The 24,506-nt window shown below is 67.3% G+C and carries 24 protein-coding genes; 18 read left to right on the forward strand and 6 right to left on the reverse strand.

Translation table 11 applies throughout. The annotated features are described in order from the left end of the window. Window positions 1-243 precede the first annotated feature (243 nt). Complete coding sequence (locus O5O53_RS02530) at window positions 244-1,473, reverse strand: dicarboxylate/amino acid:cation symporter (protein ID WP_269508755.1); 1,230 nt, start codon at window positions 1,471-1,473, stop codon at window positions 244-246. Window positions 1,474-1,560: 87 nt separating this feature from the next. Here O5O53_RS02530 and O5O53_RS02535 point away from each other — a divergent pair, with 87 nt between their 5' ends. The 12 genes from O5O53_RS02535 to O5O53_RS02590 all read left to right on the forward strand — a co-directional run bounded on the left by O5O53_RS02535 (window position 1,561) and on the right by O5O53_RS02590 (window position 12,239). Beyond that, the gene (locus O5O53_RS02535) at window positions 1,561-2,010 is read left to right on the forward strand and encodes an SdpI family protein (protein WP_239307387.1); all 450 of its coding nucleotides are present in this window, start codon (window positions 1,561-1,563) and stop codon (window positions 2,008-2,010) included. Window positions 2,011-2,016: 6 nt separating this feature from the next. Then, complete coding sequence (locus O5O53_RS02540; RefSeq protein ID WP_239307386.1) at window positions 2,017-2,226, forward strand: winged helix-turn-helix domain-containing protein; 210 nt, start codon at window positions 2,017-2,019, stop codon at window positions 2,224-2,226. Window positions 2,227-2,412: 186 nt separating this feature from the next. Next, window positions 2,413-3,915: an anthranilate synthase component 1 gene (locus O5O53_RS02545; protein WP_269508757.1), complete on the forward strand. Its 1,503-nt coding sequence runs from the start codon at window positions 2,413-2,415 to the stop codon at window positions 3,913-3,915. Continuing rightward, entirely contained in the window at window positions 3,912-4,523 is a 612-nt protein-coding gene (locus O5O53_RS02550; protein ID WP_269508759.1) for a glutamine amidotransferase-related protein, read from the forward strand. The genes O5O53_RS02545 and O5O53_RS02550 overlap by 4 nt, the downstream gene beginning before the upstream one ends. Next, window positions 4,516-5,535 carry an anthranilate phosphoribosyltransferase gene (trpD, locus tag O5O53_RS02555; protein ID WP_269508761.1) on the forward strand — a complete coding sequence of 340 codons (1,020 nt, stop codon included), beginning with the start codon at window positions 4,516-4,518 and terminating at the stop codon, window positions 5,533-5,535. The genes O5O53_RS02550 and trpD overlap by 8 nt, the downstream gene beginning before the upstream one ends. Next, a complete protein-coding gene (gene trpCF / locus O5O53_RS02560) occupies window positions 5,528-6,889 on the forward strand; it encodes a bifunctional indole-3-glycerol-phosphate synthase TrpC/phosphoribosylanthranilate isomerase TrpF (protein WP_269508763.1) in 1,362 nt (453 codons plus the stop codon). Before trpD ends, trpCF begins: the two co-directional genes overlap by 8 nt. Window positions 6,890-6,900: 11 nt before the next feature. Next, a complete protein-coding gene (gene trpB / locus O5O53_RS02565) occupies window positions 6,901-8,097 on the forward strand; it encodes a tryptophan synthase subunit beta (protein WP_269508765.1) in 1,197 nt (398 codons plus the stop codon). Further along, window positions 8,098-8,913: a tryptophan synthase subunit alpha gene (gene trpA / locus O5O53_RS02570; RefSeq protein WP_269508767.1), complete on the forward strand. Its 816-nt coding sequence runs from the start codon at window positions 8,098-8,100 to the stop codon at window positions 8,911-8,913. Continuing rightward, complete coding sequence (locus O5O53_RS02575) at window positions 8,910-9,275, forward strand: Rieske (2Fe-2S) protein (RefSeq protein WP_194559906.1); 366 nt, start codon at window positions 8,910-8,912, stop codon at window positions 9,273-9,275. Before trpA ends, O5O53_RS02575 begins: the two co-directional genes overlap by 4 nt. Next, on the forward strand, window positions 9,276-10,217 hold the full coding sequence (locus tag O5O53_RS02580; RefSeq protein ID WP_269508769.1) for a bile acid:sodium symporter family protein: 942 nt from the start codon (window positions 9,276-9,278) through the stop codon (window positions 10,215-10,217). Between the two features lie 9 nt (window positions 10,218-10,226). Next, window positions 10,227-10,529 carry a hypothetical protein gene (locus O5O53_RS02585; protein ID WP_063937066.1) on the forward strand — a complete coding sequence of 101 codons (303 nt, stop codon included), beginning with the start codon at window positions 10,227-10,229 and terminating at the stop codon, window positions 10,527-10,529. 450 nt (window positions 10,530-10,979) lie between these two features. Beyond that, window positions 10,980-12,239, forward strand: coding sequence for an HNH endonuclease signature motif containing protein (locus tag O5O53_RS02590; RefSeq protein WP_269508771.1), 1,260 nt, complete (start codon window positions 10,980-10,982; stop codon window positions 12,237-12,239). Window positions 12,240-12,245: 6 nt separating this feature from the next. Here O5O53_RS02590 and O5O53_RS02595 read toward each other — a convergent pair whose 3' ends face one another. The 5 genes from O5O53_RS02595 to O5O53_RS02615 form a co-directional block, all read right to left on the reverse strand. Next, on the reverse strand, window positions 12,246-12,704 hold the full coding sequence (locus O5O53_RS02595; RefSeq protein ID WP_269508773.1) for a hypothetical protein: 459 nt from the start codon (window positions 12,702-12,704) through the stop codon (window positions 12,246-12,248). A 135-nt stretch (window positions 12,705-12,839) separates the two neighbouring features. After that, window positions 12,840-13,148: a branched-chain amino acid transporter permease gene (locus O5O53_RS02600; protein WP_239356564.1), complete on the reverse strand. Its 309-nt coding sequence runs from the start codon at window positions 13,146-13,148 to the stop codon at window positions 12,840-12,842. 38 nt (window positions 13,149-13,186) lie between these two features. Beyond that, window positions 13,187-13,897, reverse strand: a complete 711-nt coding sequence (locus O5O53_RS02605) for an AzlC family ABC transporter permease (RefSeq protein ID WP_269508775.1) — start codon at window positions 13,895-13,897, stop codon at window positions 13,187-13,189. Next, window positions 13,897-14,502 carry a YqgE/AlgH family protein gene (locus O5O53_RS02610; RefSeq protein ID WP_269508777.1) on the reverse strand — a complete coding sequence of 202 codons (606 nt, stop codon included), beginning with the start codon at window positions 14,500-14,502 and terminating at the stop codon, window positions 13,897-13,899. The genes O5O53_RS02605 and O5O53_RS02610 overlap by 1 nt, the downstream gene beginning before the upstream one ends. Next, window positions 14,495-15,955, reverse strand: a complete 1,461-nt coding sequence (locus tag O5O53_RS02615) for a CCA tRNA nucleotidyltransferase (RefSeq protein WP_269509051.1) — start codon at window positions 15,953-15,955, stop codon at window positions 14,495-14,497. Before O5O53_RS02615 ends, O5O53_RS02610 begins: the two co-directional genes overlap by 8 nt. 93 nt (window positions 15,956-16,048) lie before the next feature. On the opposite strand from O5O53_RS02615, the gene O5O53_RS02620 reads away from it, so the two are divergent. From O5O53_RS02620 to trxA, 6 genes are all read left to right on the forward strand, one after another. Then, window positions 16,049-16,780: an NUDIX hydrolase gene (locus O5O53_RS02620; protein WP_202032107.1), complete on the forward strand. Its 732-nt coding sequence runs from the start codon at window positions 16,049-16,051 to the stop codon at window positions 16,778-16,780. After that, window positions 16,777-19,194: a DUF6049 family protein gene (locus tag O5O53_RS02625; protein ID WP_269508779.1), complete on the forward strand. Its 2,418-nt coding sequence runs from the start codon at window positions 16,777-16,779 to the stop codon at window positions 19,192-19,194. Before O5O53_RS02620 ends, O5O53_RS02625 begins: the two co-directional genes overlap by 4 nt. Beyond that, the gene (murJ, locus tag O5O53_RS02630; RefSeq protein WP_269508781.1) at window positions 19,191-22,508 is read left to right on the forward strand and encodes a murein biosynthesis integral membrane protein MurJ; all 3,318 of its coding nucleotides are present in this window, start codon (window positions 19,191-19,193) and stop codon (window positions 22,506-22,508) included. Before O5O53_RS02625 ends, murJ begins: the two co-directional genes overlap by 4 nt. Window positions 22,509-22,582: 74 nt before the next feature. Next, on the forward strand, window positions 22,583-23,146 hold the full coding sequence (locus O5O53_RS02635) for a sigma-70 family RNA polymerase sigma factor (protein WP_269508783.1): 564 nt from the start codon (window positions 22,583-22,585) through the stop codon (window positions 23,144-23,146). 11 nt (window positions 23,147-23,157) lie between these two features. Further along, the gene (trxB, locus tag O5O53_RS02640; protein ID WP_269508785.1) at window positions 23,158-24,159 is read left to right on the forward strand and encodes a thioredoxin-disulfide reductase; all 1,002 of its coding nucleotides are present in this window, start codon (window positions 23,158-23,160) and stop codon (window positions 24,157-24,159) included. Between the two features lie 9 nt (window positions 24,160-24,168). Further along, the gene (gene trxA, locus O5O53_RS02645; protein ID WP_239356571.1) at window positions 24,169-24,492 is read left to right on the forward strand and encodes a thioredoxin; all 324 of its coding nucleotides are present in this window, start codon (window positions 24,169-24,171) and stop codon (window positions 24,490-24,492) included. The last annotated feature ends 14 nt before the right edge of the window (window positions 24,493-24,506 follow it).

The raw sequence follows: 24,506 nt of genomic DNA on the forward strand, positions 1-24,506 counted from the left end.
GAGCCGGCGATGTTTCACGTGAAACCTATTGGGCCTCACTTTCTACAGTGACGCCGTCTCTTTTTACAGTGAGAACCCATTTTTCCCTCTCTTTTTACAGTGACGCCCTCTGTTTTTACAGTGACGCCGTCTCTTTTTACAGTGAGGACACCTCTCACTACAGTGACAGCCCATAGTTTCACGTGAAACACGGGCAGAAGAAAACCGCCCCGGAGGGCGGTTCAGCGCGGCAGCAGGGGACTGCTACACGGCGGTGGAGCCGGTGGCGGCGACCGAAGGCTCGTCGATAGGCGACTGCTTGTGCAGCTTGCCCGACGCGAACTTGTTCACGATCAGCGCGACCGCGCCGTCGCCCGTGACGTTGGCGGCGGTGCCGAAGGAATCGACGACGATGTAGGACGCGATCATGAGCGAGAGCATCGACTCGTCGAAGCCGAGGTTGGACTGCAGCAGGCCCGCGGCCGCCATGATGGCGCCGCCCGGCACACCCGGGGCCGCGATCATCATGATGCCCAGCAGGAGGATGAAGCCGAAGATCTGACCGCCCGAGATGTCCAGGCTGGCCATGTAGACGATGGACAGGGCGTAGAGCATGATCTTCATCATCGAGCCGGACAGCTGGATCGTCGCGCACAGCGGGACCACGAAGCCGGCGACGTCCTCGTCCACGTTGTTCTTCAGCGTGGACTCGTAGGTGACCGGGATGGTCGCCGCGGACGACGAGGTGCCCAGCGCGGTGAAGTATGCCGGCAGCATGTTCTTCAGTGCCTTGAACGGGTTCACGCCCGCAACCACACCGGCCACGAGGTACTGCAACAGGACGACGACCAAAGTCATGACCACGGACAGCAGCAGCACCACGCCCATGGCGGCCATGGTGTCGCCGAAGTTCTCGTTCATGCCCAGGCCCAGGAAGGTGCCGAAGATGTACAGCGGAAGCAGCGGGATCACGAAGGTGACCACGACCTTGAGCACAACGTCGTTGAGCTCCTGCAGCACGTTGTAGAGGTTGTCGGACTTCACGCCCGTCATGGCCAGGCCCACGATGAACGCGAGCAGCAGCGCGGACATAATCGCCAGCGGCGGCGGCATCTCAACAGTGAAGTAGGGGGTCAGGCCGCCCTCCTCCGGGTCCGCGACGTTGGTGATCAGGTCCTTGCCCGACAACAGCTTCGGGTACAGCGCGCTACCGGTGCCCCAGGCGATCAGGCCGGAGATGACGGTGGAGCCGAACGCCACGCCCGCGGTGATGCCCAGCCACTTGCCGGCGCCGCGGCCCAGGCCCGCGATGGCGGGAGCGATGAGCGCGAAGATCAGCACCGGCACAAAGAAGCCGAGGAAGTTGGAGAACAGGCCGTTGAAGGTGATAAAGACACGAGCAAGCCAGTCCGGGAAGAACAGGCTGCACAGGAACCCGAGAAAGATGGCGACAACTACCCAGAAGAGTAGCGACCCTAAGAGCTTACTTTTCATGTGTCCAGAGTAGCCGGTAATTATACAGCACACTGCATTTTGTTGCCCTTTTCCTTCGTGTCTGCCCACGCCGTATGCTTGGAAGCCATGAGCCCGTTTGAAAATATGAGCACTCTCAACGTCGTTGTCGGCATCATCTTCATCCTGCTGACCCTGCTTCTGCTCATCCCCGGCGCGCTCGCCGCCGGAGGCAAGCTGCCGGGCAACAAGTGGTTCGGCCTCCACGTCCCGGCGGTGCGCAAAGACCGCGCGATCTGGGACCAGGCGCACAAGGTCGCTGGCCCGTTTTGGGTGCTGGCGGGCGTGGCGCTGGCGTTCGGCGCCGCGTTTTCCTTCATCGCGTCCGGCTGGATGTGGCTGCTGCCGGCGGTGGCGCTGGTGGCGGCCGTCGTCGCGGCGTCGCTCGGCGGCAACTTCGGCGCGCGTGCGGCCGCGGCCGTGGAGCAGGCGCGGGAGCAGCAGGCGGAGGAGCCCAAGCCCGCGGTGAACATTGATGCTTTACGACGAGCCGCCGGCCACGCCGACGACCAGAAGTAGGTGCCCATGACTTGGCAAGAAGCGATCCTGGATGTGTTGCGCGAGGCGGGGGAGCCGATGGCGTACAAAGACATCGCCGCCGAGATCGTCCGCCGCGCCCTGGTGGACGCCCCGCACACGAACCCGGAGGTTGCCACCCACGCCGCGATTACCGGGCTGAAGGTGGACGGCCTCGTCGCCGCCGCCCCGCGCGGACGGTACCAACTCCCTGAATAAAAATCCCTGCGGAATTTCGGTTCCGCTATAGTTGTCCCTTGTGACGTACACGACTTCTTTGAACTGGTGGTGGCTCGCCTAACTGGCGCGCCACCTACGAAGTCACGGCCCGCCAGCTTGCACCCCAAGCGCCGCGGGCCCTTTTTTCACCCTCGGTGCGACGAATACGAAAGAACCGAGGACCAGATGCAATACACCCACCGCGAGGTGCGCTACCACGAGGACGTGGCCAGCCTCTTCGCCCACATCGGCGGACTCGACGCGGAGGATTCCGTGCTGCTCGAGTCCGCCGACATCACCACCCGCAACGGCCTGCAGTCTGTAGCGGTACTGCGCGCTTCGGTGCGTGTGACCTGCACCGGTAGCCGCGTGACGGTGGAGCCGCTCACCCCGTCCGGTGAGGTCATTGCCGCGAACCTGGGCCTGGAGGACTACCGCGTGGCCGAGGGCGTCTACGAGTTCCCCGCATCACGCGCTGCCGACGAGCGCGAGCGCCTCACCGCGCCGTCCTCCGCCGACGTGCTGCGGGCGCTGACCACCCGCGCGGGCTACGGCAACGAGGACTTTCCGTTCCTCGCCGGCGGCTTCGCCTACGACTACCTCGATTCCTTCGAGCAGCTGCCCGCCGTGGAGGCAGGCCCGAACACCTACCCGGACTTCCAGTTTGTGCTCGCCGAGGTGCTCCTGCGCGTCAACCACGAGACGTCCACGGCGTACCTCGCGGGTGTGGACGCCGCGGGGGAGGGCATCGATCTGGAGCCGCTCGCATCGCTTATCGACGGCCCCGTGCCCGCCTACGAGCCGACCACCGGGTCGGCGGAGCGTGCCGTCGTCAAGGCTACTGTGCCCGACGCCGAGTTCCGCGCGGACGTGGAGGGGCTCAAAGAACACATCGCGAACGGGGACATCTACCAGGTGGTGCCGGCCCGCGCGTTCACGGCGGAGTGCTCGGACGCATTCGGGGCGTACCGGCGGCTTCGCGAGTCCAACCCCTCGCCGTACATGTTCTACCTGCGCGGACCCGGCTACGAGCTGTTCGGCGCCTCGCCGGAATCCAACCTGAAGTTCGACCACACTACGCGCCAGGTGGAGCTGTACCCGATCGCCGGCACCCGCCCGCGCGGGCTGAACCCGGACGGGACGGTCAACCACGAGCTGGACACCCGCATGGAGCTTGAGCTGCGCACCGACGCCAAGGAGGTCGCCGAGCACACCATGCTGGTGGATCTGGCCCGCAACGACATGGCCCGCGTGGCCGAGCCGCGCACCCGCCGCGTCCGCGAGCTTCTGCAGGTGGACCGCTACTCCCGCGTGATGCACCTGGTCAGCCGCGTCACTGCGACGCTGGCTTCGGACCTGGACGCGCTTGACGCCTACCGAGCCTGCATGAACATGGGCACGCTCACCGGCGCCCCGAAGCTGCGCGCGACCGATCTGTTGCGTGGGGTGGAGGGCACGCGCCGCGGCTCCTACGGCGGGGCGGTGGGCTACCTGCACGGCAGCGGCGACTTCGACACCTGCATTGTCATCCGCTCCGCGTTCGTGGCCGACGGCGTGGCCACGGTGCAGGCCGGCGCGGGCGTGGTGCGCGACTCCATCCCGCAGGCGGAGGCCGACGAGACCCTGCACAAGGCCTACGCGGTGCTCCAAGCGCTCGCCGCGGGCCGCGAACTGGAGGTGCACAAATGATCGTTTTGCTGGATAACCAGGACTCTTTCGTTTACAACCTCGTCGACGCGCTCGCCGGCTACGACACCGTGGTCTACCGCAACACCGTTTCCGCCGACACGGTGCTCGGCGCGGACCCGGAGCTCATCGTGCTCTCGCCCGGCCCGGGCTACCCCGCGGCCGCCGACTGCATGATGGAGGTCATCGAGCGCGCGCAGGGCCACATCCCCATCCTGGGCATTTGCCTGGGTTACCAGGCGCTCATCGAGCACTTCGGCGGCCGCGTGCGACCGTGCGGCCCCGAGCACGGCACCTCGGTGCCCATACGCCTGACACAACCGCACTCGCTTTTCGACGGCCTCACGGTCGGCGGCGCCCCCGGCCACCCCGGCCTGGACGTGCCGGTTGCCCGCTACCACTCCCTAGGCGCGCCCGAAGCGCCCAACGGGATCACTCCGCTGGCCTGGACGGACACCCAGATCGGCGAGGTGATCATGGCCGCCGAGACCGACGACGGCTACTCCATCGGCTTCCAATTCCACCCCGAATCCATCCTCACCCCCGCAGGGCCCCAGCTTCTGGAGCGCTGCGTGGAACACCTGCTGCAGAAAGGACGCGACAATGGCTGACCACGTAGAAGTCTTCCGACGCTTCATCAACAACCCCGCCCCGACCTTGGAGGACGCGGTAGAGGCGTTCACCCCGCTAACCGTCGGCGACTACGACGACGTCCACATCGCGGCGCTGCTTGCCACCATCCGCACCCGGGGCGAGACCTTCGCCGACATCGCCGGCGCGGCCAAGGCGTTTCTCGCGGCGGGCCGCCCGTTCCCGGTGACGGGGGAGGGGATCATGGACACCGCGGGCACCGGCGGCGACGGCGCGAACACCATCAACATCACCACCGCCGCCTCCCTCGTCGCGGCGGCCGGCGGGGTGAAGATGATCAAGTGCGGCAACCGCTCGGTGTCCTCCAAGTCCGGCTCGGCCGACGTGCTGGAGGCGCTGAACATCCCGCTGGACCTGGACCCGGACCGCGCGGTGCGCCAGTTCGAGTCCTCGAACTTCACCTTCCTGTTCGCCCCGGCGTACAATCCCGCTATCGCCTTCGTGCAACCTGTCCGTAAAAAACTCGGCGTGAGCACGCTTTTTAACACGATGGGCCCATTATTGAGTCCCGCACGACCGGAATTCCAAATTATGGGGATTGCAAACCCTGGGTTGGGACCAACTATTGCGGAGACCATGAAATCGCTCGGCCGCTCCCGCGCGCTTGTCGTCCACGGCGCAGGCACCGACGAGATCGCGGTCCACGGCGACACCCTGGTCTGGGAGCTCAACGACGGCGAGATTTCACACTATACGGTGGCGCCGGCGGAGCTTGGCGTCGATAAGCATACGCTCGAGGACATCCGCGGGGGCGACGGCGAGGAGAACGCCGCGGCCATGCGCGCGACGTTTGCGGGGGAGGGGCCGGCCGCGCACCGCGACGCCGTGGCCGTGAACGCCGGCGCGATGTTCTACCTCTACGGCATGGCGGACTCGCTCGCCGAGGGCACCGCGCATGCGAAGCAATTGCTTGCCGACGGCTCCGTCGCCCAGTGGCTGCGCACTCACGAGGAGGCGGACTACAGTGGCTAAGATTTTGACCGAAATTGTGGCGAACCGTAAACGTCACATTGACGGAAGACGTGAGCGTGTGGGTCACGTTCGTTTCGACACGTTACGGTATTCCGGGCGGTCGCTATACGACGCGTTGGCCGCCCCCGGCGCGTCCTACATCATGGAGTGCAAGTCCGCCTCGCCCTCACTCGGCACGATCCGCCAGGACTACAAGCCGGGGGAGATCGCGAGCGTGTACTCGCGCTACGCCTCCGCCATCTCCGTACTGTGCGAGCCCGACTACTTCGGCGGGGACTACGACCACCTCGCCACCGTCGCCGCCACCACGCACCTGCCGGTGCTGTGCAAGGACTTCATCATCGACGAGGCGCAGATCTACGCCGCCCGCTACTTCGGCGCCGACGCGGTGCTGTTGATGCTGTCGGTGCTATCCGACGAGGAGTACGCGCACCTCGTCTCGGTGGCGGAGTCTTTACGCATGGACGTGCTCACCGAGGTCATCGACGAGGACGAGGTAGCTCGGGCGGCCCGGTTGGGCGCGAAGATTTTCGGCGTGAACCACCGCAACCTGCACGACCTATCCATCGACCTCGACCGCTCCGCGCGCCTGGCCGCGCTCGCGCCGGACGGGGCAGTGGTGGTTGCCGAGTCCGGCATCCGCGACGCCGCGACCGTCCGTAGGCTCGGCGGGCACTCCGACGGATTCCTCGTCGGCTCGCAGCTGACCTCCCAGCCGGACATCGACCGCGCCTGCCGAGAACTGGTCTACGGACCGAACAAGGTCTGCGGCCTGCGCTCGGCATCCGCGGCCCAGGCGGCGAAGGCGGCCGGCGCGGTGTACGGCGGGCTCATCTTCGAGGAGGCCTCCCCGCGCAATGTTTCACGTGAAACGGCCACGGAAATCATCGCCGCGGAACCGGGCCTCGACTACGTTGCGGTGTCTCGCCGCACCGAAGGCTACGACGAAATCATGCTCCACGGGATCAGCGCCGTGCAGGTCCACGCACCGTACCAGGGCTCGCTCGAGGCGGAGCGCGCGCTGATCGAGCGCGTCCGCCGCGAGGTCGACGTCCGGGTGTGGCGCGCTATCGACATGACTGGGCCCAATGATGCGGCGGGCGTGGCGGAGCTCGTCGACAAGCTAGTGCTCGATTCTGGCGCCGGCGGGACGGGGGAGCGGTTCAACTGGTCGCGCATCCGCACCACCGATGCACTGCTCGCCGGTGGGCTGACCCCCGACAACCTCGCCGACGCGCTGCGCACCGGCTGCACGGGCCTCGACCTCAACTCCGGCTTCGAAGACCCCCGCGGACACAAGGACGCCGCCGCATTGGCGCGAGGCTTCGCCACCATCCGCGACTTCCACAATTAAGGACTGACACAATGACCCTGCTCCCTGCGTACTACGGCGAGTTCGGCGGACAGTTCGTCCCCGAATCGCTCATCCCGGCGCTCGACCAGCTCGAGCAAGCCTTCGTCGACGCGTTCAACGACGACGCATTCATGGCCGAATACCGCGGCCTGCTCCGCAACTACCTCGGCCGGCCCACCCCGCTGACCGAATGCCGCAACCTGCCGCTCGAGGGCAATGCGCGCATCTTTCTCAAGCGCGAGGACCTCGTCCACGGCGGCGCGCACAAGACCAACCAGGTGATCGGCCAGGCGCTGCTGGCCAAGCAGATGGGCAAGACCCGCATCATCGCGGAGACCGGCGCCGGCCAGCACGGCACCGCCACCGCGCTCGCCTGCGCGCTGCTCGGCCTGGAGTGCGTGATCTACATGGGTAAGACCGACATGGAACGCCAGGCGCCGAACGTGTACCGCATGTGGCTGATGGGCGCCGAGGTCGTCGGCGTGGAATCCGGCGCGGGCACCCTGAAGGACGCGGTGAACGAGGCGCTGCGCGACTGGACCGCCACCTTCCACGAGTCCCACTACCTCCTCGGCACGGCGGCCGGGCCGCACCCGTTCCCGAAGATCGTCAAGGAGTTCCACCGCGTCATCTCCACCGAGGCCCGCGCCCAGATCCTCGAGCGAACCGGGCGGCTGCCGGACGTGGTGGTCGCCTGCGTCGGCGGCGGCTCCAACGCGATCGGCACCTTCGCGGACTTCATCGACGACACCAGCGTCGAGCTCGTCGGCGCCGAGCCCGGGGGAAAGGGGTTCGGCCTCGGCGCCCACGGCGCGGCCATCGCCCAGGGCACGACCGGACTGCTCCACGGCACGTATTCGTACCTGATGTGCGACGAAGACGGCCAGGTGGAGGAGTCCTACTCCATCTCCGCCGGCCTGGACTACCCGGGCGTCGGCCCGGAGCACGCCCACCTGGCCAAGTCCGGCCGCGCTTCCTACGTGCCCGTCACCGACGACGAGGCCCTCGACGCCTTCCAGGCCCTGTCCCGCCACGAGGGCATCATCCCCGCGCTCGAGTCCTCCCACGCGCTCGCGTACGCGCTCAAGCGCGCCGCCGAACACCCGTCCGACGTCGAGCCGCTGCACATGCTGGTCACCCTGTCCGGCCGCGGCGACAAAGACATCGCCCACGTGCGAGCAACGCTTGCAGATAGAGAGGAAAAGTAAATGAGCCGCTACGAGAAACTCTTCGCCGCCGGTGAAGGCGCGTTCGTGCCTTTCATCATGCTCTCGGACCCGACCCCGGAAGACGCGGTGGAGATTGTCTCCGCCGTCGTCGACGCCGGGGCCGACGCCGTGGAGCTCGGCGTGCCGTTTTCCGACCCCGTCGCGGACGGCCCCGCTATCCAGGGTGCGCATGTGAGGGCGTTGGCGGGCGGAGCAACCGTCGATAAGGCGCTTGCGCAAATCCGCACCATCCGCGAGCGCTACCCGGACCTGCCGATCGGGATGTTGGTGTACGGCAACGTCGCGCACGCGCGCGGCCTCGAGCGCTTCTACCGCGAGTTCAAGGAGGCGGGTGCGGACAGCATTTTGCTTCCCGACGTCCCCGTGCGCGAGTCCGCCCCCTTCAGCGCAGCCGCCACCGCGGCCGGCATCGACCCGATCTACATCGCCCCGGCGAAGGCGTCCGAGTCCACGCTCGAGGCGGTGGCCGCGAACTCGCGCGGCTACATCTACGCCATCTCCCGCGACGGCGTGACCGGCGCGGACAAGGAGGCGACGGTGGAGGGTCTTCGCGAGGTCGTCGATAACGTGCAGAAGTTTGGCGGGGCCCCGGTGCTGCTGGGCTTCGGCATCTCGAAGCCGGAGCACGTGCGCGACGCGATCGCCGCGGGGGCCGCGGGCGCGATCACCGGCTCGGCGATCACCAACATCATCGACAAGTACATCGACGGCAACCGCGTGACCGATATGGACGCGCTGAAAACCGAGCTGACCGAGTACGTCGCCGCCATGAAGAGCGCTACGATCGCATCATGACCTGTTCACGACGCATGTTCCTGCTCGGCACCGCAACCACGTTTGCCGGTGCGTTCCTCGCCGCCTGTGGAGAAGCGGCCCCCGAAGAAGTTGCCAAGACCGACGTGCCCGTCGGCTCCGCGGTGATCTTGGACAAGTTCATCATCGCCCAGCCCACCGCCGGCACCTACGTCGCCTACTCCAGCGTGTGCCCGCACCAGCAGAAGAAGATCACCAAGGTCGAGGGCGACACCGTCAAGTGCACCGCCCACGGCTCGGTGTTCAGCATCGCCGACGGCGCCCGCGTCTCCGGCCCGGCCGTCACCGGCATGCGCGAGGTTCCCGTGACCGATGCCGGCGACAAAGTCTCCGTTTCCGAGTAGATGAAGAAGCTCGACCCGCTTCTCGTCGGCATCGTCGCCGCGGCGGCGCTCGCGTTCGTGCTGCCCGCCCAGGGTGCGTTCGCGGACGGGTTCGCCGTCGCGGTGAAGCTGGGCATCGCGCTGCTGTTCTTCCTCTACGGCGCGCGCTTGTCCACCCAGGAGGCACTGAAGGGCCTAACCAACTGGCGCCTGCATGCGCTGATCCTGGCGTTCACGTTTGTCATCTATCCAGTGATCGGCCTCCTCGCGCGGCCCACCACGGCATTCATGTCCGAGGAACTGTACCAGGGCCTGCTGTTCATGTCGCTGGTGCCGTCCACCGTGCAGTCCTCGGTGGCGCTCACCGGCGTGGCACGGGGCAACGTCTCGGGCGCGGTGGTGGCGGCGTCGGTGTCCTCGCTCATCGGCGTGGTGGCCACGCCGCTTTTGGTGATGTGGCTAATGGGCGCCGGCGACGGGGTGTCCGTGGACGCGTCCGTGTTCGGCGACATCGCGCTGCAGCTGTTACTGCCGTTCATCCTGGGCCAGCTCGCGCACAACTTCGTCCCGCGGGTGGGGGAGCTGGCGAAGTCGAAGGCGACCAAGCTCGTGGACCGCGGCTCCATCTGGATGGTGGTCTACTCCGCGTTCTCCCGCGGCGTCGTTTCCGGCGTCTGGTCGAACGTCTCCGCGTGGGAGATCGTGTTCCTCACCGTGTTTTCGTGCGTGCTGGTCGTCGCTATGCTGTGGCTTACCCGCGTCCTCCCGGAGGCGCTGCGCTTCCCGCGCGAAGACCGCGTCGCCATCCAAATGTGCGGCACCCAGAAGTCCCTCGCGACCGGCCTGCCCATGGCCACCGTCATCTTCGGCGGCGCCTCACTCGGCGTCCTGATCATCCCGCTGATGATCTACCACATGTGCCAACTGGTCATCTGCTCCGCGTACGCCTCCCGAATTTCCTAGGAGTTTCACGTGAAACATTTCGTCCGCATCCACTACAACGTCCCCGAGCTCGGCGGAGAGCTGCTCAACATCGCCGAACTCGAGGAAATCTCCGCCCACGAGTGCACCATGGTCCGCATGATCGAACTCGACCCCGCCGAGACCATCACCGGCATCTACGTCGACGGCCGCGTCATCGGCCAGGCCAACCAGCCCATGGGCACCGTCCCACACCCGCGCACCTACGATTCCATGGAGGGCATCACGGCCACCCACCTCAGCGAGGAGGAGTTCGAGGGCCTCTGGTCCGAGGCGCAAGCAAAGTTGCAATAGCCTATCGACGTACCTCCGGCCCGCCCCGCCACCGGCGCGGGCCTTTTTCGTTGGTGGATCCCTATAGTTGGCGGGGCCGGGGTTGTCCGCAATGCGGAGTTGCACGTCAACGTCCGAGCCAACCAGCCCATGGGCACCGTGGCGCACCCGCACACCCTAGCTCGATCTGTCAGCGGCGCGGGCCCTTTTCGTTGGTGGGCCACAATAGTTGGTGAGCCCCCAGTTGTCCGCAATGCGGAGTTGCGGGGTGGCCCGGAGGGCGGGCATGGGCGGAGCTGACGTCGATAAGCACTGGCCAATCGTTGGTGAGCCCCCACTTGTCCGCAATGCGGAGTTGCGGACAAGTTATAGCGATCGCTTTAAACCGCATTTCCGCAGGTCAGAGAAATGTCGGGGGCGAGTTTTATAATGTCCGCAATCGAACTCGCATTCGCCTCAAGGGGGCCCGAAATGACCGCCGCAGTTGCCACAGAATCCAACCCACTCGCCATCGCATTAAGCCAGCAAATCGAAGACTCGCACCGCGCAATGACCCAGAGCAAAGCGGAGCTGTTGTCCGCAATCCAAACGTTTGATGAACTCGCACTCGCTATCGAATGTGGCTCATCGACCACCGCGCACTTCCTCATGCGCCGTCTGGGCGTGTCATCCTCAACCGCCCACGAGTACGTCAGCGTCGCGCACCGCCTGAGGCCCTTCCGTTACCTCCACAAACACTTCACTGCCGCTGCGCTTAGCTACTCGGTGGTGCGGCTGCTGTTGAAGTACATGACACCCGAGAACGAGCGTGAACTGGTAGATCTCGCCCTGGGGATGGGCTATCACGAGTTGGAGTGCGCGCTCGCGGGGAAGAAGCCGCAGGACGGGGAGGGCGACGACAGCCCGCAGTACTATCTGAGCCTGCACAAGCGCGAAAACGGCGATATCGCGTTCCACGGCAATATGAATGCAGCGGACGGCGCCGCGTTCATCGCCGCGTTGAAGATCGGGGAGATCGCGTACTGCGATATCGACGAGGTGCTCGAAGATCTGGACCCCGAGGTAGAAGGGGAAATCAACATTGCCCTCGAGCGCGCCGAGGAGGTGGAGGAAAACCGACCCGCGCGGAAGACGGTCTCCGGCTACGGGCTGCCCATCGGGCGCATGCTGCTGCGGGCGCTCATGGGCATCGTCCACATGGCACGCACGACGCCGCGCAACACGCTGACCACGCCGGGTGCGCACGTGAACATTCTGGCAACACCGGACGGGCGCGGGTATATGCCCAACAACGTGGGCGCGCCGTCGAAAGCCATTGCAAGCTTGCTGGCAAATGCGGACATACGCCTATCGACGGTCAACTCCAACGGCCTCGTCATCAACACCGGACGCAAACAGCGCCTGGCCACAAACGGTCAGGTCAACGCGCTACTGGCGATGTGGGGTGGGCAGTGCGCGGCACCGGGGTGCACGCACACGCGCTTCATCGAGATCCACCACATCGAGGATTGGGCCACCGGGGGCTTGACCGACCTGGAGAACCTCCTGCCGCTGTGCTCCGCCTGCCACTCCCTGGTTACGGAGGGGTATCTGCAGACGCTGAAGGAGCACTCAGACATCCACTTCGTCTACCGCGACGGGACGCGGTTCGTGTCCACGAACTACTCCCTGCCGCAGCGTAACGACACCATGCGGACCATGGAGGAGTGCAACTGGTCCTTCAACGACTAGTGAGGCTTAGAAGAACTGCTCAACGGCCGGCACACCCGGGACACCCGGGATCTTGCCCGCTGCGGCCGCGGCGGCGCCGACCAGTGCCAGGACGCCTGCGGCGATGCCGGTGCCAACGAGGATGTCGTAGGTGGTGCCGAGCTTGTAGCCGCGGTTAGCGTCGTTCCGGTAGGAAGAGTTCATTACGGCACCCTGGTTGGCGGCTTCCTCACCAGTTTCGGTTTCGAAGATGCCGCTCTGGGCGGAACCAAGGAACGGGGCGGAGAGACCTTCGCCCTTCTTGTCCCGCTCAGCTGCGGTGGCGGCATCCATGTAGTTTTCCATCTCAGGGAAGGTCACATGCGAAGAAGACTTATGGCCATAGCCACCGGTTTCCTTCCCGTTAATCTCAACTGCCTGTGCCGGCACGGCAGCAAGGGACAGGGCGGTGGTTGCGGCCAGAGCGGCGGCGGTGATGCGCTTCATGGGGGATCTCCTTGGTCGATGCATGAGTGTGATTGCCAGAAAACCGGACTGCGTCAGTAAAACACACATCACCGCAGGTCACCTGACTTTTATCAGATGAAACGATATGAATCGCACGCCTACGCCGTCTGGCCCCTAAAACACCAGGTTGACCAACACCATGTACAGGGCAGTGCCAGCGAAGATGGACAGGTCCGCGCGACGCTTCCAGCGGTGCAGGAGCAAGGTGGCGGCTAACGCAATGAGCGCGGAGGCGAGGTGGGCGGGGGAGTGGGCGTGGCCGATCACGGTGTAGGCCACCAGGACGGTCATCACCCCGACGGGCATGAGCACGGCGAGGAAGTCGATGAACGGGCTACCCTTGAGCACGCGCAACATGGAAAGCGGCAGGGCGCGCAGGAGTACGGTGACGATGCCGATGGGGATAAGTACGGCGGCGACCATGGTGGGGGTCGCGCCTTCGGGAAGCCCGATGTTGCCGGTCAGGGCAGCCGCCAGGAAAGGGAGTCGTCCACACGCGGGAACCAGAAGCGCAGGACGAGCACCAGGAAGTAGGACAGAAGCGCCAGGATGATCACCTGGCCCGGCAGCAGCAACGCCGCCACCAGCGCCAGGGTGCCTGCGATCAACGGGGCGGACAGGTCGCGGCTGGTCTGGAAAGCCTCGAACGCCAGGACGGCGAACAGGGCGGTCAGCGCGAAGTCGAAGCCCTCCACGCCGGCTGGGATCACCGCCCCGGCAAGTGCGCCGGCAATACCGGAGAGCACCCACGCCAGTTGGCACACGACGGAGATAGTGAGCAGACGCGGGCCTGAGGGGCGGTCGCGCAGGGTGGAGGTGATGGCGTAGACCTCGTCGGTGAGCGCGTAGGTGGCGTACGCCGACGGCACACCCCGGCGGATCTCCGAGCGCGGGTACGTCAGCCCGTAAAACAGGTGGCGGAAGTTCACCATGAAACCGGTGATCGCGCTGGTCACGGGGCCAACGCCGGTGAGCACCATGTCGATCGCCAGAAACTCCGTGGACCCCGCGTAGATCACGGTGGAGAAGATCGGGGTCCACCACCACGCGAAGCCGGACTGCGTCATCAGCAGGCCGAACGCCAGCCCGAGCGGCACCAACCCAAGGGCGACCAGCCAGGTATCGCGAAGCCCCAGCCGAATCTCCGCCGATGTTTCACGTGAAACGGCCACTAATTGTCCTCGAGGTTCGCTGGGAAGGTGGCGAACAGGGGCAAAGGCATTGCTTGTCGACGCATCACGTCACCCCAAAGATCCGCACCCGCGGGAGCGACGACGTCGCTGGGCAGGGCGGGGGTGACAAACCAGTCGCCGCGCAGGATCTCGTCGTCGAGCTGCCCCGGCGCCCACTCGGCGTAGCCGGCGAAGATGCGGATGCCGTCGAGAAGCTCGCTCACCCCCAGGGGAGAGGCGTTCAGGTCCACGAGCACGAGGCGGTTGGCCAGGCGGTTGAGGTAGGGGTTCTCGGGCGCGCCGGCCGCGGTCACGCCCAGGCCCACCGCGGACTCGGGGCTGACCGGACCGCCGATGTGCACGGCCTGCGGCTTGGCGGCCAGCTCGGCCCAGCCCGCGTCCATCACGTTGGCGACGGCGACCTCGCTGCGGCGGTTGAGCACCACGCCGAGGGTGTGGTCCGCGTCGTGTTCGAGCACCAGCACCACGGTGCGGGCGAACTCGGGGGAGAACATGCCGGGCGCGGAGACGAGCAGCATGCCCGGTTCGGGCTCCACGCGCTCGAGCGCGTTGAACAGGCGGTCTGCATAGAAATACTCAGGCATTTTCCCTCTCCCACCAGGCTTTCAGCTCGGCGACGGCTTCGTCGTGCTCAAGTTCGCCGCGCTCCAGGCGCAGCTCCTTCAGATACTTCCACGCCTTGCCCACCTCCGGGCCGGGTTCAAGCCCCAAGATCTGCATGATCTCGTTGCCGTCCAGGTCCGGGCGCACGCGCGCGAGGTCCTCCTTGGCGGCGATGTCGGCGATGCGCTCCTCCAGGTGGTCGTAGGTGCGCTGCAGGCGCGCGGCCTTCTTGGCGTTGCGGGTGGTGGAGTCGGCGCGCACGAGTTTGTGCAGCTTGGGCAGCAGTTCGCCGGCGTCGGTGACGTAGCGGCGCACGGCGGAGTCGGTCCACTGGCCCTCGCCGAAGCCGTGGAAGCGCATGTGCAGGAACACGAGCTGGCCCACGTCGGAAATGACGTGCTTCGGGTACTTCAGGGCCTTCAGGCGCTTGCGGACCATCTTCGCGCCGACCACCTCGTGGTGGTGGAAGGTCACGCCGCCGCCTTCCTTGGGCGCGCGGGTGGCGGGTTTGCCGATGTCGTGCATCAGCGCCGCCCAGCGCAGCTTCAGGTCCGGGCCCTCGTCCTCGAGTTCGGTGGCCTGGCGCAGCACGGTCAGGGAGTGGCGGTAGACGTCCTTGTGCTGCATGTGCTCGTCGGTCTCCAGCTGCAGCGCGGGAATCTCGGGCAAAATATACGAAGCCACGCCGGTGGAAACCAGCAGGTCGATGCCCTCCCAGGGACGGGCGCCGAGCATGAGTTTGTCCAGCTCAGCCTGCACGCGCTCGGCGGTGATCCGCCCGATCTCCGAGGCCATGTCGCACATCGCGTCGAACACCCGGTCCGCCACGGTGAAGCCCAGCTGGGAGACAAAGCGGGCGGCGCGCAGCATGCGCAAAGGATCGTCGCGGAACGACACCTCGGGCTCCTGCGGGGTGTCCAAGACCTGGTGAACAAGGTCGCCCAACCCGTCGACGGGGTCGTGGAAGGTGGGGGAGAGGCGGAGCTCGTCGTCAAGCGAAAGCTCAATGGCCATTGCATTGCAGGCGAAGTCGCGGCGGACGAGGTCGCCCTCGAGCGTGTCGCCGAAAGTGACCTCGGGGTTGCGCGTCACGCCGTCGTAGAGGTCCGAGCGGAACGTGGTGATTTCCACGGTTTCGCCGTGGCGGATGGCGGAGACGGTGCCGAACTCGATGCCGGTGTCCCACACTTTCTCGCCCCACTCGTCCAGGATCTCCAGGATCACCTCGGGGCGCGCGGAGGTGGTGAAGTCGAGGTCGTGCACCCCGCGGCCGAGCATCGCGTCGCGCACGGAGCCGCCGACCATATATAAGGTCTCGCCGCGGCCGGAAAACAGTTGCGCGAGGGGCTCAAGCAGAGCAGCATGCTTGGCGACGACATCCTGCGCCCTGGCCATCAGCGCGGGGGCGGCAAGCGGGTCGGTCGGGTCTGGCATATCGAAGAGCTTCTGCGTCACCCGGGACACGATACCCGCCACCCCCGCGCGGGAAGTACCACAACCGGCCGAAAGACCGATAGCATGACACGAATGAGTGACAACCAGCGCCCGGTTCCGGGGCCCTCCAACGGCAAGGGGGGCTCCGGCGGCGGTAAGCGCCGGCCGCGGCGCCGGCGCGGGGGCAAACCCGCCGAGCAGCAACAGCAGCAGGGAGACAAGCCGAAGCGGAAGCGGAATAACCGCCGCGGGAAAAACTCCCGCGGCGGGCGCAAGCAGCACAATCGCCGCAGGTCGCAGTACCAGCAGCACGACTCGTCGATAGAGACGCGCGACGAGACCTCGGCCGGCGGCCTGGTGGTCTCCGGCATGGCCGAGGCCGTGGGCAAGGACGGCAAGGTGGACATGAGCCGCATCTACGTCGCGCTCATCGGGCGCCTGGACCGCCGCGGGCGGCTGCTGTGGTCCATGCCGAAGGGCCACGTGGAAAACGGCGAGCACCAGTGGGTCACCGCCGAGCGCGAGGTGTGGGAGGAAACCGGGATCACCGGCGAGGCCTTCGACACCCTGGGCACGATCGACTACTGGTTCGTCTCCGACGGGGTACGCATCCACAAGACGGTGCACCACAACCTGCTGCGCTACGTCGACGGCGTGTTCAACGACGAGGACCCGGAGGTCACCGAGGTGGCGTGGGTGCCCATGAGCGACCTGATGGAGCACCTCGCCTACGCCGATGAGCGCAAGCTCGCCCGCATCGCGTACGACCGGATGCCGGATCTGGCCAGGAAGGAAAAGAAGGCCGGAAGGGCAACTCCGCGATGAACCGGTACGCCGCGCTGGCTGCCGTCGTGCTCGCCGCCCCCGCAGTGCCGCTGGCGCCGGACAACCCGGAAGTGACGGAGCAGTGGGCGAACCTGACCGTGCGCCCGTCCGAGGGCGAGCAGGCGAGCGTCGAGGTCGTCGAGGCGCCGCGCTCCGTTTCCGCGCACGACCCGTTTCACGTGAAACTTCGCGTGACCAACCACTCCGGCGACACGCTCGAGGGCTTGAGCGTGGTCCCGCGCCGCGCCTCTGCGGTGGCCACGGTGATGGAGCAGCGCTACGCCGCCATCGCTGGCCCGCAGGAGTATCAGGTGGTGGGGGACGCGCGTGACGTCGATAGGCAATTGGCCCCCGGGGACTCGCTGGAGATCGAGATGGACTTGGGCCTCGACCTGCCGGATGTGGGCACGTACCCCATCATGCTGCAGCTTCTCGACGCCTCCGGTGCCCCGCTCGACACCGACCGCTTCCATATGGGTGTGAGAGGCGTCCGCGACAACGTCCGTGCCGCGGAGCTGACCGCACTGTACCCGGTGACCGCCGACGTGGACATCCTGCCCGGCGAGACCGGCGAGGCGCCCGAGACGCAGCCGCTGGTCCTGGCGAACGACTCGCTGGCCGGCCAGCTCGCGCCCGAGGGGCGGCTGAGCAAGCTGGTGGACCAGTACATCGAAGCCGCGCAAACACCCGAGGTCGGCTACGCCACCTGCGTGGCGCTGGACCCCGCGCTGGTGGACACCGTGGACCGCATGCAGCACGGCTACACCGTCGACGACGAACGCCCCGCCGTAGTGGAAGAACCGAAGCGCCTGCGCGACTCCTGGGGAGGGGAGCCCGACCCCGACGGCGAGCCCGGCGCCGGCGCGGACGACGCGAAGGTGTGGCTGGACAAGGTGCGCCACATCGCCGCCACCGGCTGCGTGGTGTCGCTGCCGTGGGCGAACGCTGACCTGAACGCCGTGGCGCGCACCGGCGACAAGTGGCTCATGCGTGAGGCCGTGGAGCGCGGGCCGTTCGTGCTGCAGCGCGTGCTGGGCACCGCCGGCACGCTCAACACCGTGGTCACCGGCACGGGCTACGTCGAGGACGGCACCGCACCGGCGTTGGGCTGGGCGGACCACTCGCGCTCCACCGTCATGGAGGAAGGTATGCAGGCCGCGTGGGAGCGCGCGGAGGCGGCGGGCGTGCAGGAGGAGCACGATGGGTCCGAAAGCGCCCTCGAGCGCGCCGACATGGCGGACCTCGCCGGGGCCGCCGCACCCGCCCCGCAGCAGCCCGTGCGCGTGCTCAGCGCCGCCCCGGGCAGAGACACCGGCTGGATCGCGCCGGGCGTGATGACGGTGGGCTACCAGTCCTCCCTGGCCACCGTGCTGGCCGCCACCGGCGTGGACCCCGAAACCACCGGCTTTTCAGAAGAGAACCTGCGCTACAACTACGCCGTGGATTCCAAGGCCGCCCGCGACACCAACGCCGCCGCCGCGGTGCGCCTGGCCGCCCAGTCCGCCTGGGTGGCGGGGGATGCCGAGGAGCACCCGGATCCGATCCTGGTTAACCCGCCCGCGAACTGGGACGCCGACACCGCCGCCGCCGTGCTGGGCACCGTGGCGGAGCTGGTCACCGGCGCCGGCGCGCACCCCATGGCGTTCGGCGCCTACCTGGACGCGCCGGTGGATGCCGCGCCGGGGGGTCAGCCCGCGGAGCACACGGACCCGACCGCGTTCACCGACGCGGAGGTGCTGCAGGTGACCCAGCAGGCCGGATTCATCAACGACCTAACGGGCCTGATGGTGCCGGATTCCAGCATCGCGCTCACGCGCTACGGGTTTACCCTGCCGCTGCGCCGGGACCTGCTGCAGGCGCTGTCCATCGGCCAGCGCCGCTCAATGTCGCGCTATAGCGACGCGGTCGAGGCCACCAGCGAGCGCCTCGGCGCCTCGCGCGCCGCGCTGGGCGACCTGCGCTCGGCGGTGGATCTGATCCCGCCCGGCAACGTCTACACACGCACCTCCAACTCCAGCCCGCTTTTGATCGTGGCCCGCAACGGGCTGCCACTGCCGGTGGAAACCTCGATCAACTTCTCCGGGCCGGCGGACGCCCGCCTGCACGTGCCCGACGTACTGCGCATCCCGGCTCGCGGGTCGGTCACCGTGCAGATGACCGCGGATTTGCCCGAAACCTCTCGCAGCACCGACCTGAACCTGTACCTGGCCAGCACAAACGGGCAGCCGATCTCCCAGCCGGTGGACATCGCCGTGCGCACCACCCGGTTCACGGTGGGCCGCTGGCTCGCCGTGGCGGCGCTGATGCTGGCCGCGATGCTGGTGGTGATCGCGGTGCGCGGCGCGCGGGGCAGCCCGCCTTCCGGACGCGAACGGGAACGAGCCAAACAACGTAAGAATCGGAGAACCAAGTGACGGAACAGGGACTGCGCCGGCGCATTGTCACGCCAGCGCCGCCAGCGCCGGTGCCGGCGCCGCGCGAAACCAAGCCGGCGCGCGAAGAGCTCGAGGACGGCGCGCCGGATAAGTCGCTGCTGACCACCAGCCCCAAGGGCGAGACCATCGCGCCGCCGGAGACCGCCGACACGGTAGCGGCTGGCGCGGCGGGCACGGCGGCGGTCGCTGTCGCCGAGCCCCAGACAGCCGAGGAGGAGCAGCCCACCGAGGGCGGGGAGAAGGTCGTGCGCGCCACCGGCTCCATGGCCGTGGCCACCCTGATCTCGCGCATCACCGGGTTCATCCGCACCGTGCTCATCGGCGCGGCCCTCGGCGAGGTCGTGGCGGCGTCCTTCAACACCGCCAACACCCTGCCTAACCTGATCACGGAGATCGTGCTGGGCTCCGTGCTCACCGCACTGGTGGTGCCAGTGCTGGTGCGCGCGGAGAAGGAAGACGCCGACAACGGCGCGGCGTTCATCCGCCGCCTGTTCACGCTCACCCTGACGCTGATGACGGTGGTCACGGTCGTCGCCGTGGCGGCCGCGCCGCTTCTGACCAGGATGATGATGGACGAGGACTCCCAGGGCAACCTCGTCCAAACCACCTCGTTCGCGTATCTGGTGCTGCCGCAGATCTTCTTCTACGGCATGTTCTCTCTGTTCATGGCCATCCTGAACACGAAGGAGCACTTCCGGCCCGGCGCTTGGGCACCGGTGGCGAACAACATCGTCTCCATCGCGGTGCTCGTGGCGTACATGGCGCTGCCGGGGCAGCTCAACCCGGCCGCGCCGACGTCGATAAGCAATCCGCACGTGCTCCTGCTGGGCCTCGGCACCACGGCGGGTGTGGTGGTGCAGTGCCTGATCATGCTGCCCGCGCTGCGCAAGCTGGGCATTGACCTGCGGCCGCTGTGGGGCATCGACGAGCGCCTGAAGCAGTTCGGCGGCATGGCGCTGGCGATCATCACCTACGTGGCGATCAGCCAGTTCGGCTACGTCATTACCTCCCGCATCGCGTTCAACGCGGACGCGGCGGCGCAGTTTATCTACCAGCAGCACTGGATGCTGCTGCAGATGCCGTACGGCATCATCGGCGTCACCCTGCTCACCGCGATCATGCCGCGCATGTCCCGCAACGCCGCGGACGGCGACGACGCAGCCGTGGTGGCGGACCTGACCATGGGCACGAAGCTGACATTCATCGCGCTGATCCCCATCATCATCTTCATGACGGCGCTGGGCCCGGACATCGCCCACGCCCTGTTCGCCTACGGCTCGTTCAGCCCCGAGGCGGCGCACCTGCTCGGCCAAACCATCTCCGCGTCCTCGTTCACGCTGATTCCGTACGCGCTGGTGATGCTGCACCTGCGCGTGTTCTACGCCCGCGAGGAAGCGTGGACGCCCACGTTCATCATCGCCGGCATCACCGGCACGAAGATCCTGCTGTCCGCCCTCGCGCCGTACATCGCGCAGGACCCCAGCCACGTGGTGGTGCTGCTCGGCGCGGCCAACGGCTTCGGCTTCGTCGCCGGCGCGCTCATCGGCGCGCTGCTTCTGCGCCGCAAGCTGGGCACCCTGCGCGCCGGCGACGTGCTGCGCACCTCCATCTGGGCGGTGGCCGCGGCGCTTGTCGGCGTTGCGGTGATCTTCGGTGTGCGCTGGCTGCTTCGCGACGTCGCCGGCCTGCACCTGCCCGAGGCCCTCGGACGCTTAATCGGTGCCCCCAGCTTGGGCAACCTCATCGAGGTCGTCATGCTCGGCGTGCTGTTTTTGGTGGTCACCGGCCTGGTGTTGTCGCGCTCCAAGCTGCCCGAGGTGCAGAACCTGGGCCGCGCGCTGCAGCGCATCCCGGGCATGAGCCGCATCATCCGCCCGGACGAGGACCGCGCGCTCGAGGTGGGCGAGGCGGACCCGCGGGACGTGTCCAACCAGTTCCTCGCCGCCGACACCTTCAACGCCTCCCCGGTACCGCCACCGATGTCCGCCGGTGTGGTCCGCGGTCCGCGCCTGGTGCCGGGTGCGGGCGTGTCCGACGGGCGCTTCCGCCTGATCCGCGACCACGGCGCCAGCACCGGCGCGCGCTTCTGGCAGGCGCGCGAGGTGGCCACCGGCAGAGATGTGGCGCTGACGTTCGTGGACACCACGGGCGCCGCGCCGATGGCCCCGGCCACCCCGCGCGAGGCTGCGCTGAAGGCCGCCGGCGTGGCGCGGCGCACCCGCAAGATGGCCAAGCTGCACCTGCCCGCGGTGGCCGAGAATATTGAGATCCTGTCCTACCGCTCCGGCGCCCTGGTGGTGGCGGACTGGGTGGAGGGCTCCTCGGTCAAGGCCGTGGCGGAATCCGGCCAGACACTGCACACCGAAGCCGTGGCAAACGCGCTGGCACCGCTAGCCGGCGCGATGGCGGCGGCGCACGAGGCGGACGTGCCGCTGGGCCTGGACAACCGCCAGCAGCTGCGCATCGACCACGAGGGGCACGTCCGCCTGGCGTTCCCGGTGGTGCTGCCGGACGCCAGCCCGGCCACGGACGCGGAGTCCTTCGCCTCCGCGCTGACGCTTCTGACCAGCAACGTCAGCTCCGACGACCTGGACGACGTCACCGCCCGCACCCGCGCGCTCGTGGACGCGGACGCGGTGGACCAGGCCGCCTTCCGCGACATCGAGCGCGCGCTCTACGAGGCGGCGAACCTGCCGGTGCCCAACGAGGACGCGCCAACGGACGAGATCCCGGTGGTGGAAATCTACGAGCCGGTCGAGCCGGTGGCCGAGCACGTGGAGGACCCGGACGAGCTGCGCGGCGGCTTCGGCGGACGCACCATGGGCCCGGCGACGATTGGCCTGCTCACCTTCGCCGCCGTCATCGCGGCGGTGCTGGTGGGCGTGCTGACCACCTACCTGGTGGACTTCGTCTCCGGCGAGGACGTGGTGGACCGCCCGTCCGCCGCGCCGACCACGACGACGCGCGACGCGCGCATGCCGGTGGTCATCGGCCCGCTCGACATGGAGGTCCTAGACGACAGCTCCATGCAGTTCGCCCCCGAGGACGGCTCCGCATTCACGCTCGAGCAAGTGCTTATCGACGCCTCCGGTTCCGCCAATTACACCCTTTACGGCGTGCCGGCAAAGCAGGAGACCGCGCACCCGCCCGTGATCGCGGAGGGCAAGCTGCGGAACGGCCAGATCAGCGCCGACGTGGAAACCAACGAACCGCTGTTGCGCGTGGTGCTGAAGGTGGACGGCGAGACGGATGTGAAGAACGTTTCGCTGGTCGGACGCGTGGTTGTCCACTGAAATGCGCACCCGGCCCTAGTCAGGGGGACTCGGGCCGGGGCATAGTGGGGGCAACTGAAATTTTTGGGGGGACAATGGACTACATCAACGACCGGCAGCTGGTGGCGAACTACCTGGCAGGGGACCGGCAGGCCTTCACGCTCATCGTGCGGCGGCACCGCAAGCGTATGTACTTCGCCGCCCGCAACTTCGCCCGCAACGAGCAGGACGCCCAGGACATCGTCCAAGACGCCCTGTTTAAGGCGGCGCGCAGCATGCACACCTACCGCGGGGAGGCGAAGCTGTCCACGTGGCTGCACCGCATGACCATCAACGCGGCGATAGACCACCAGCGCAAGGACGGCCGCGCCGGCGCCCAGTACAGCCTGGACGACAACGACCACGTGGACATCGACGCGAATAAGTACCTCGCTTACAACCCCATGGAGAACATGGAGCGCACCATGGCCATGCGCCAGGCCCTGGCCGTGCTGCCGCAGGCGCAGCGCAAAGCCCTGTGGCTCATCGACGTCGCGGGCATGAGCGTCGGCGACGCCGCGGCCGAACTCGGGGTGCAACCCGGCACCGTGAAGTCGCGGCGTTACCGGGCGCGAGAGGCCGTCGCCGCGGCGATAGGGGAGGCGGCGCCGGCGCGCTAAGATCTGCAACCATGACTTCCCCCGGCTTCAACTTTGTCACCCCGCAGACCGATGCGGCACCCGCGCCCGCAGCCGCTACCACCAGCACCGACGAGGTGCACGACCTGATCATCGTCGGCTCCGGCCCATCCGGCTACACCGCCGCCCTCTACGCCGCCCGCGCGGAGCTGAAGCCGCTCGTGTTCGAGGGCTACGAGTACGGCGGCGAGCTGATGAACACCACCGAGGTGGAGAACTTCCCCGGCTTCGAAGACGGCATCATGGGCCCGGACCTCATGGCCAACATGCGCGCCCAGGCGGAGAAGTTCGGCGCGGACCTGCGCCAGGAGATGGTGGACTCCGTGGACTTCTCCGGCGACATCAAGAAGGTCGTGGTGGACGGCGAAGTCTTCCAGGCCCGCGCCGTCATCCTCGCCACCGGCGCCGCCCCGCGCCACCTGGGCATCCCGGGGGAAGCGGAGCTGACCGGCCGCGGCGTGTCCACCTGCGCGACCTGCGACGGCTTCTTCTTCAAGGACCAGCACATCGCCGTGGTCGGCGGCGGCGACTCCGCCATGGAAGAGGCCACCTTCCTGACCAAGTTCGGCTCCAAGGTCACCCTGATCCACCGCTCGGAGAACTTCCGCGCCTCCAAGATCATGCTCGAGCGCGCCCGCGACAACGACAAGATCGAGTTCCTCACCAACACCGTCGTCGACTCCGTGGTGGAAGCGGACGGCAAGGTCGGCGGGCTGAACATCCGCAACGTTGTCACCGGCGAGGAGAGCGTGCTGGACGCCACCGCACTGTTCGTCGCCATCGGCCACGACCCGCGCTCCGCGTTCCTGGACGGCCAGGTCGCCGTTGACGAGGGAGGCTACGTGGAGGTGGCGGAGCCGTCGACAAGCACGAGCGTTGAAGGCGTGTTCGCGTGCGGCGACCTGGTGGACAAAACCTACCGCCAAGCCGTCACCGCCGCCGGCGCCGGCTGCCGCGCCGCGCTGGACGCACAGCACTACCTGGCGGCGCTGTAGACTGTCCGCATGAACGCACCAGTTGATGTGACCCAAGCAACCTTCAAAAACGAGGTCATCGAGGCGGACACCCCGGTGCTCGTGGACTTCTGGGCGGAGTGGTGCGGGCCGTGCCGCAAGCTCTCCCCGCTGCTCGACGAGATCGCCCAGGAAATGGACGGCCAAGTCAAGGTAGCCAAGGTCAACGTGGACAACGAGCGCGCGCTCGGCGCCATGTTCCAGGTCATGTCCATCCCCGCCGTCATGCTGTTCAAGGACGGCAAAAAGGTCGACGAGTTCGTCGGCGTGCGCCCGAAATCCGAGATCGTTTCCAAGATTCAGGCGCAGCTCTAGCGGCGCGTAGACTG

The sequence above is a fragment of the Corynebacterium faecium genome, from assembly GCF_027257105.1.
Classification (GTDB): Bacteria; Actinomycetota; Actinomycetes; order Mycobacteriales; family Mycobacteriaceae; genus Corynebacterium; species Corynebacterium lehmanniae.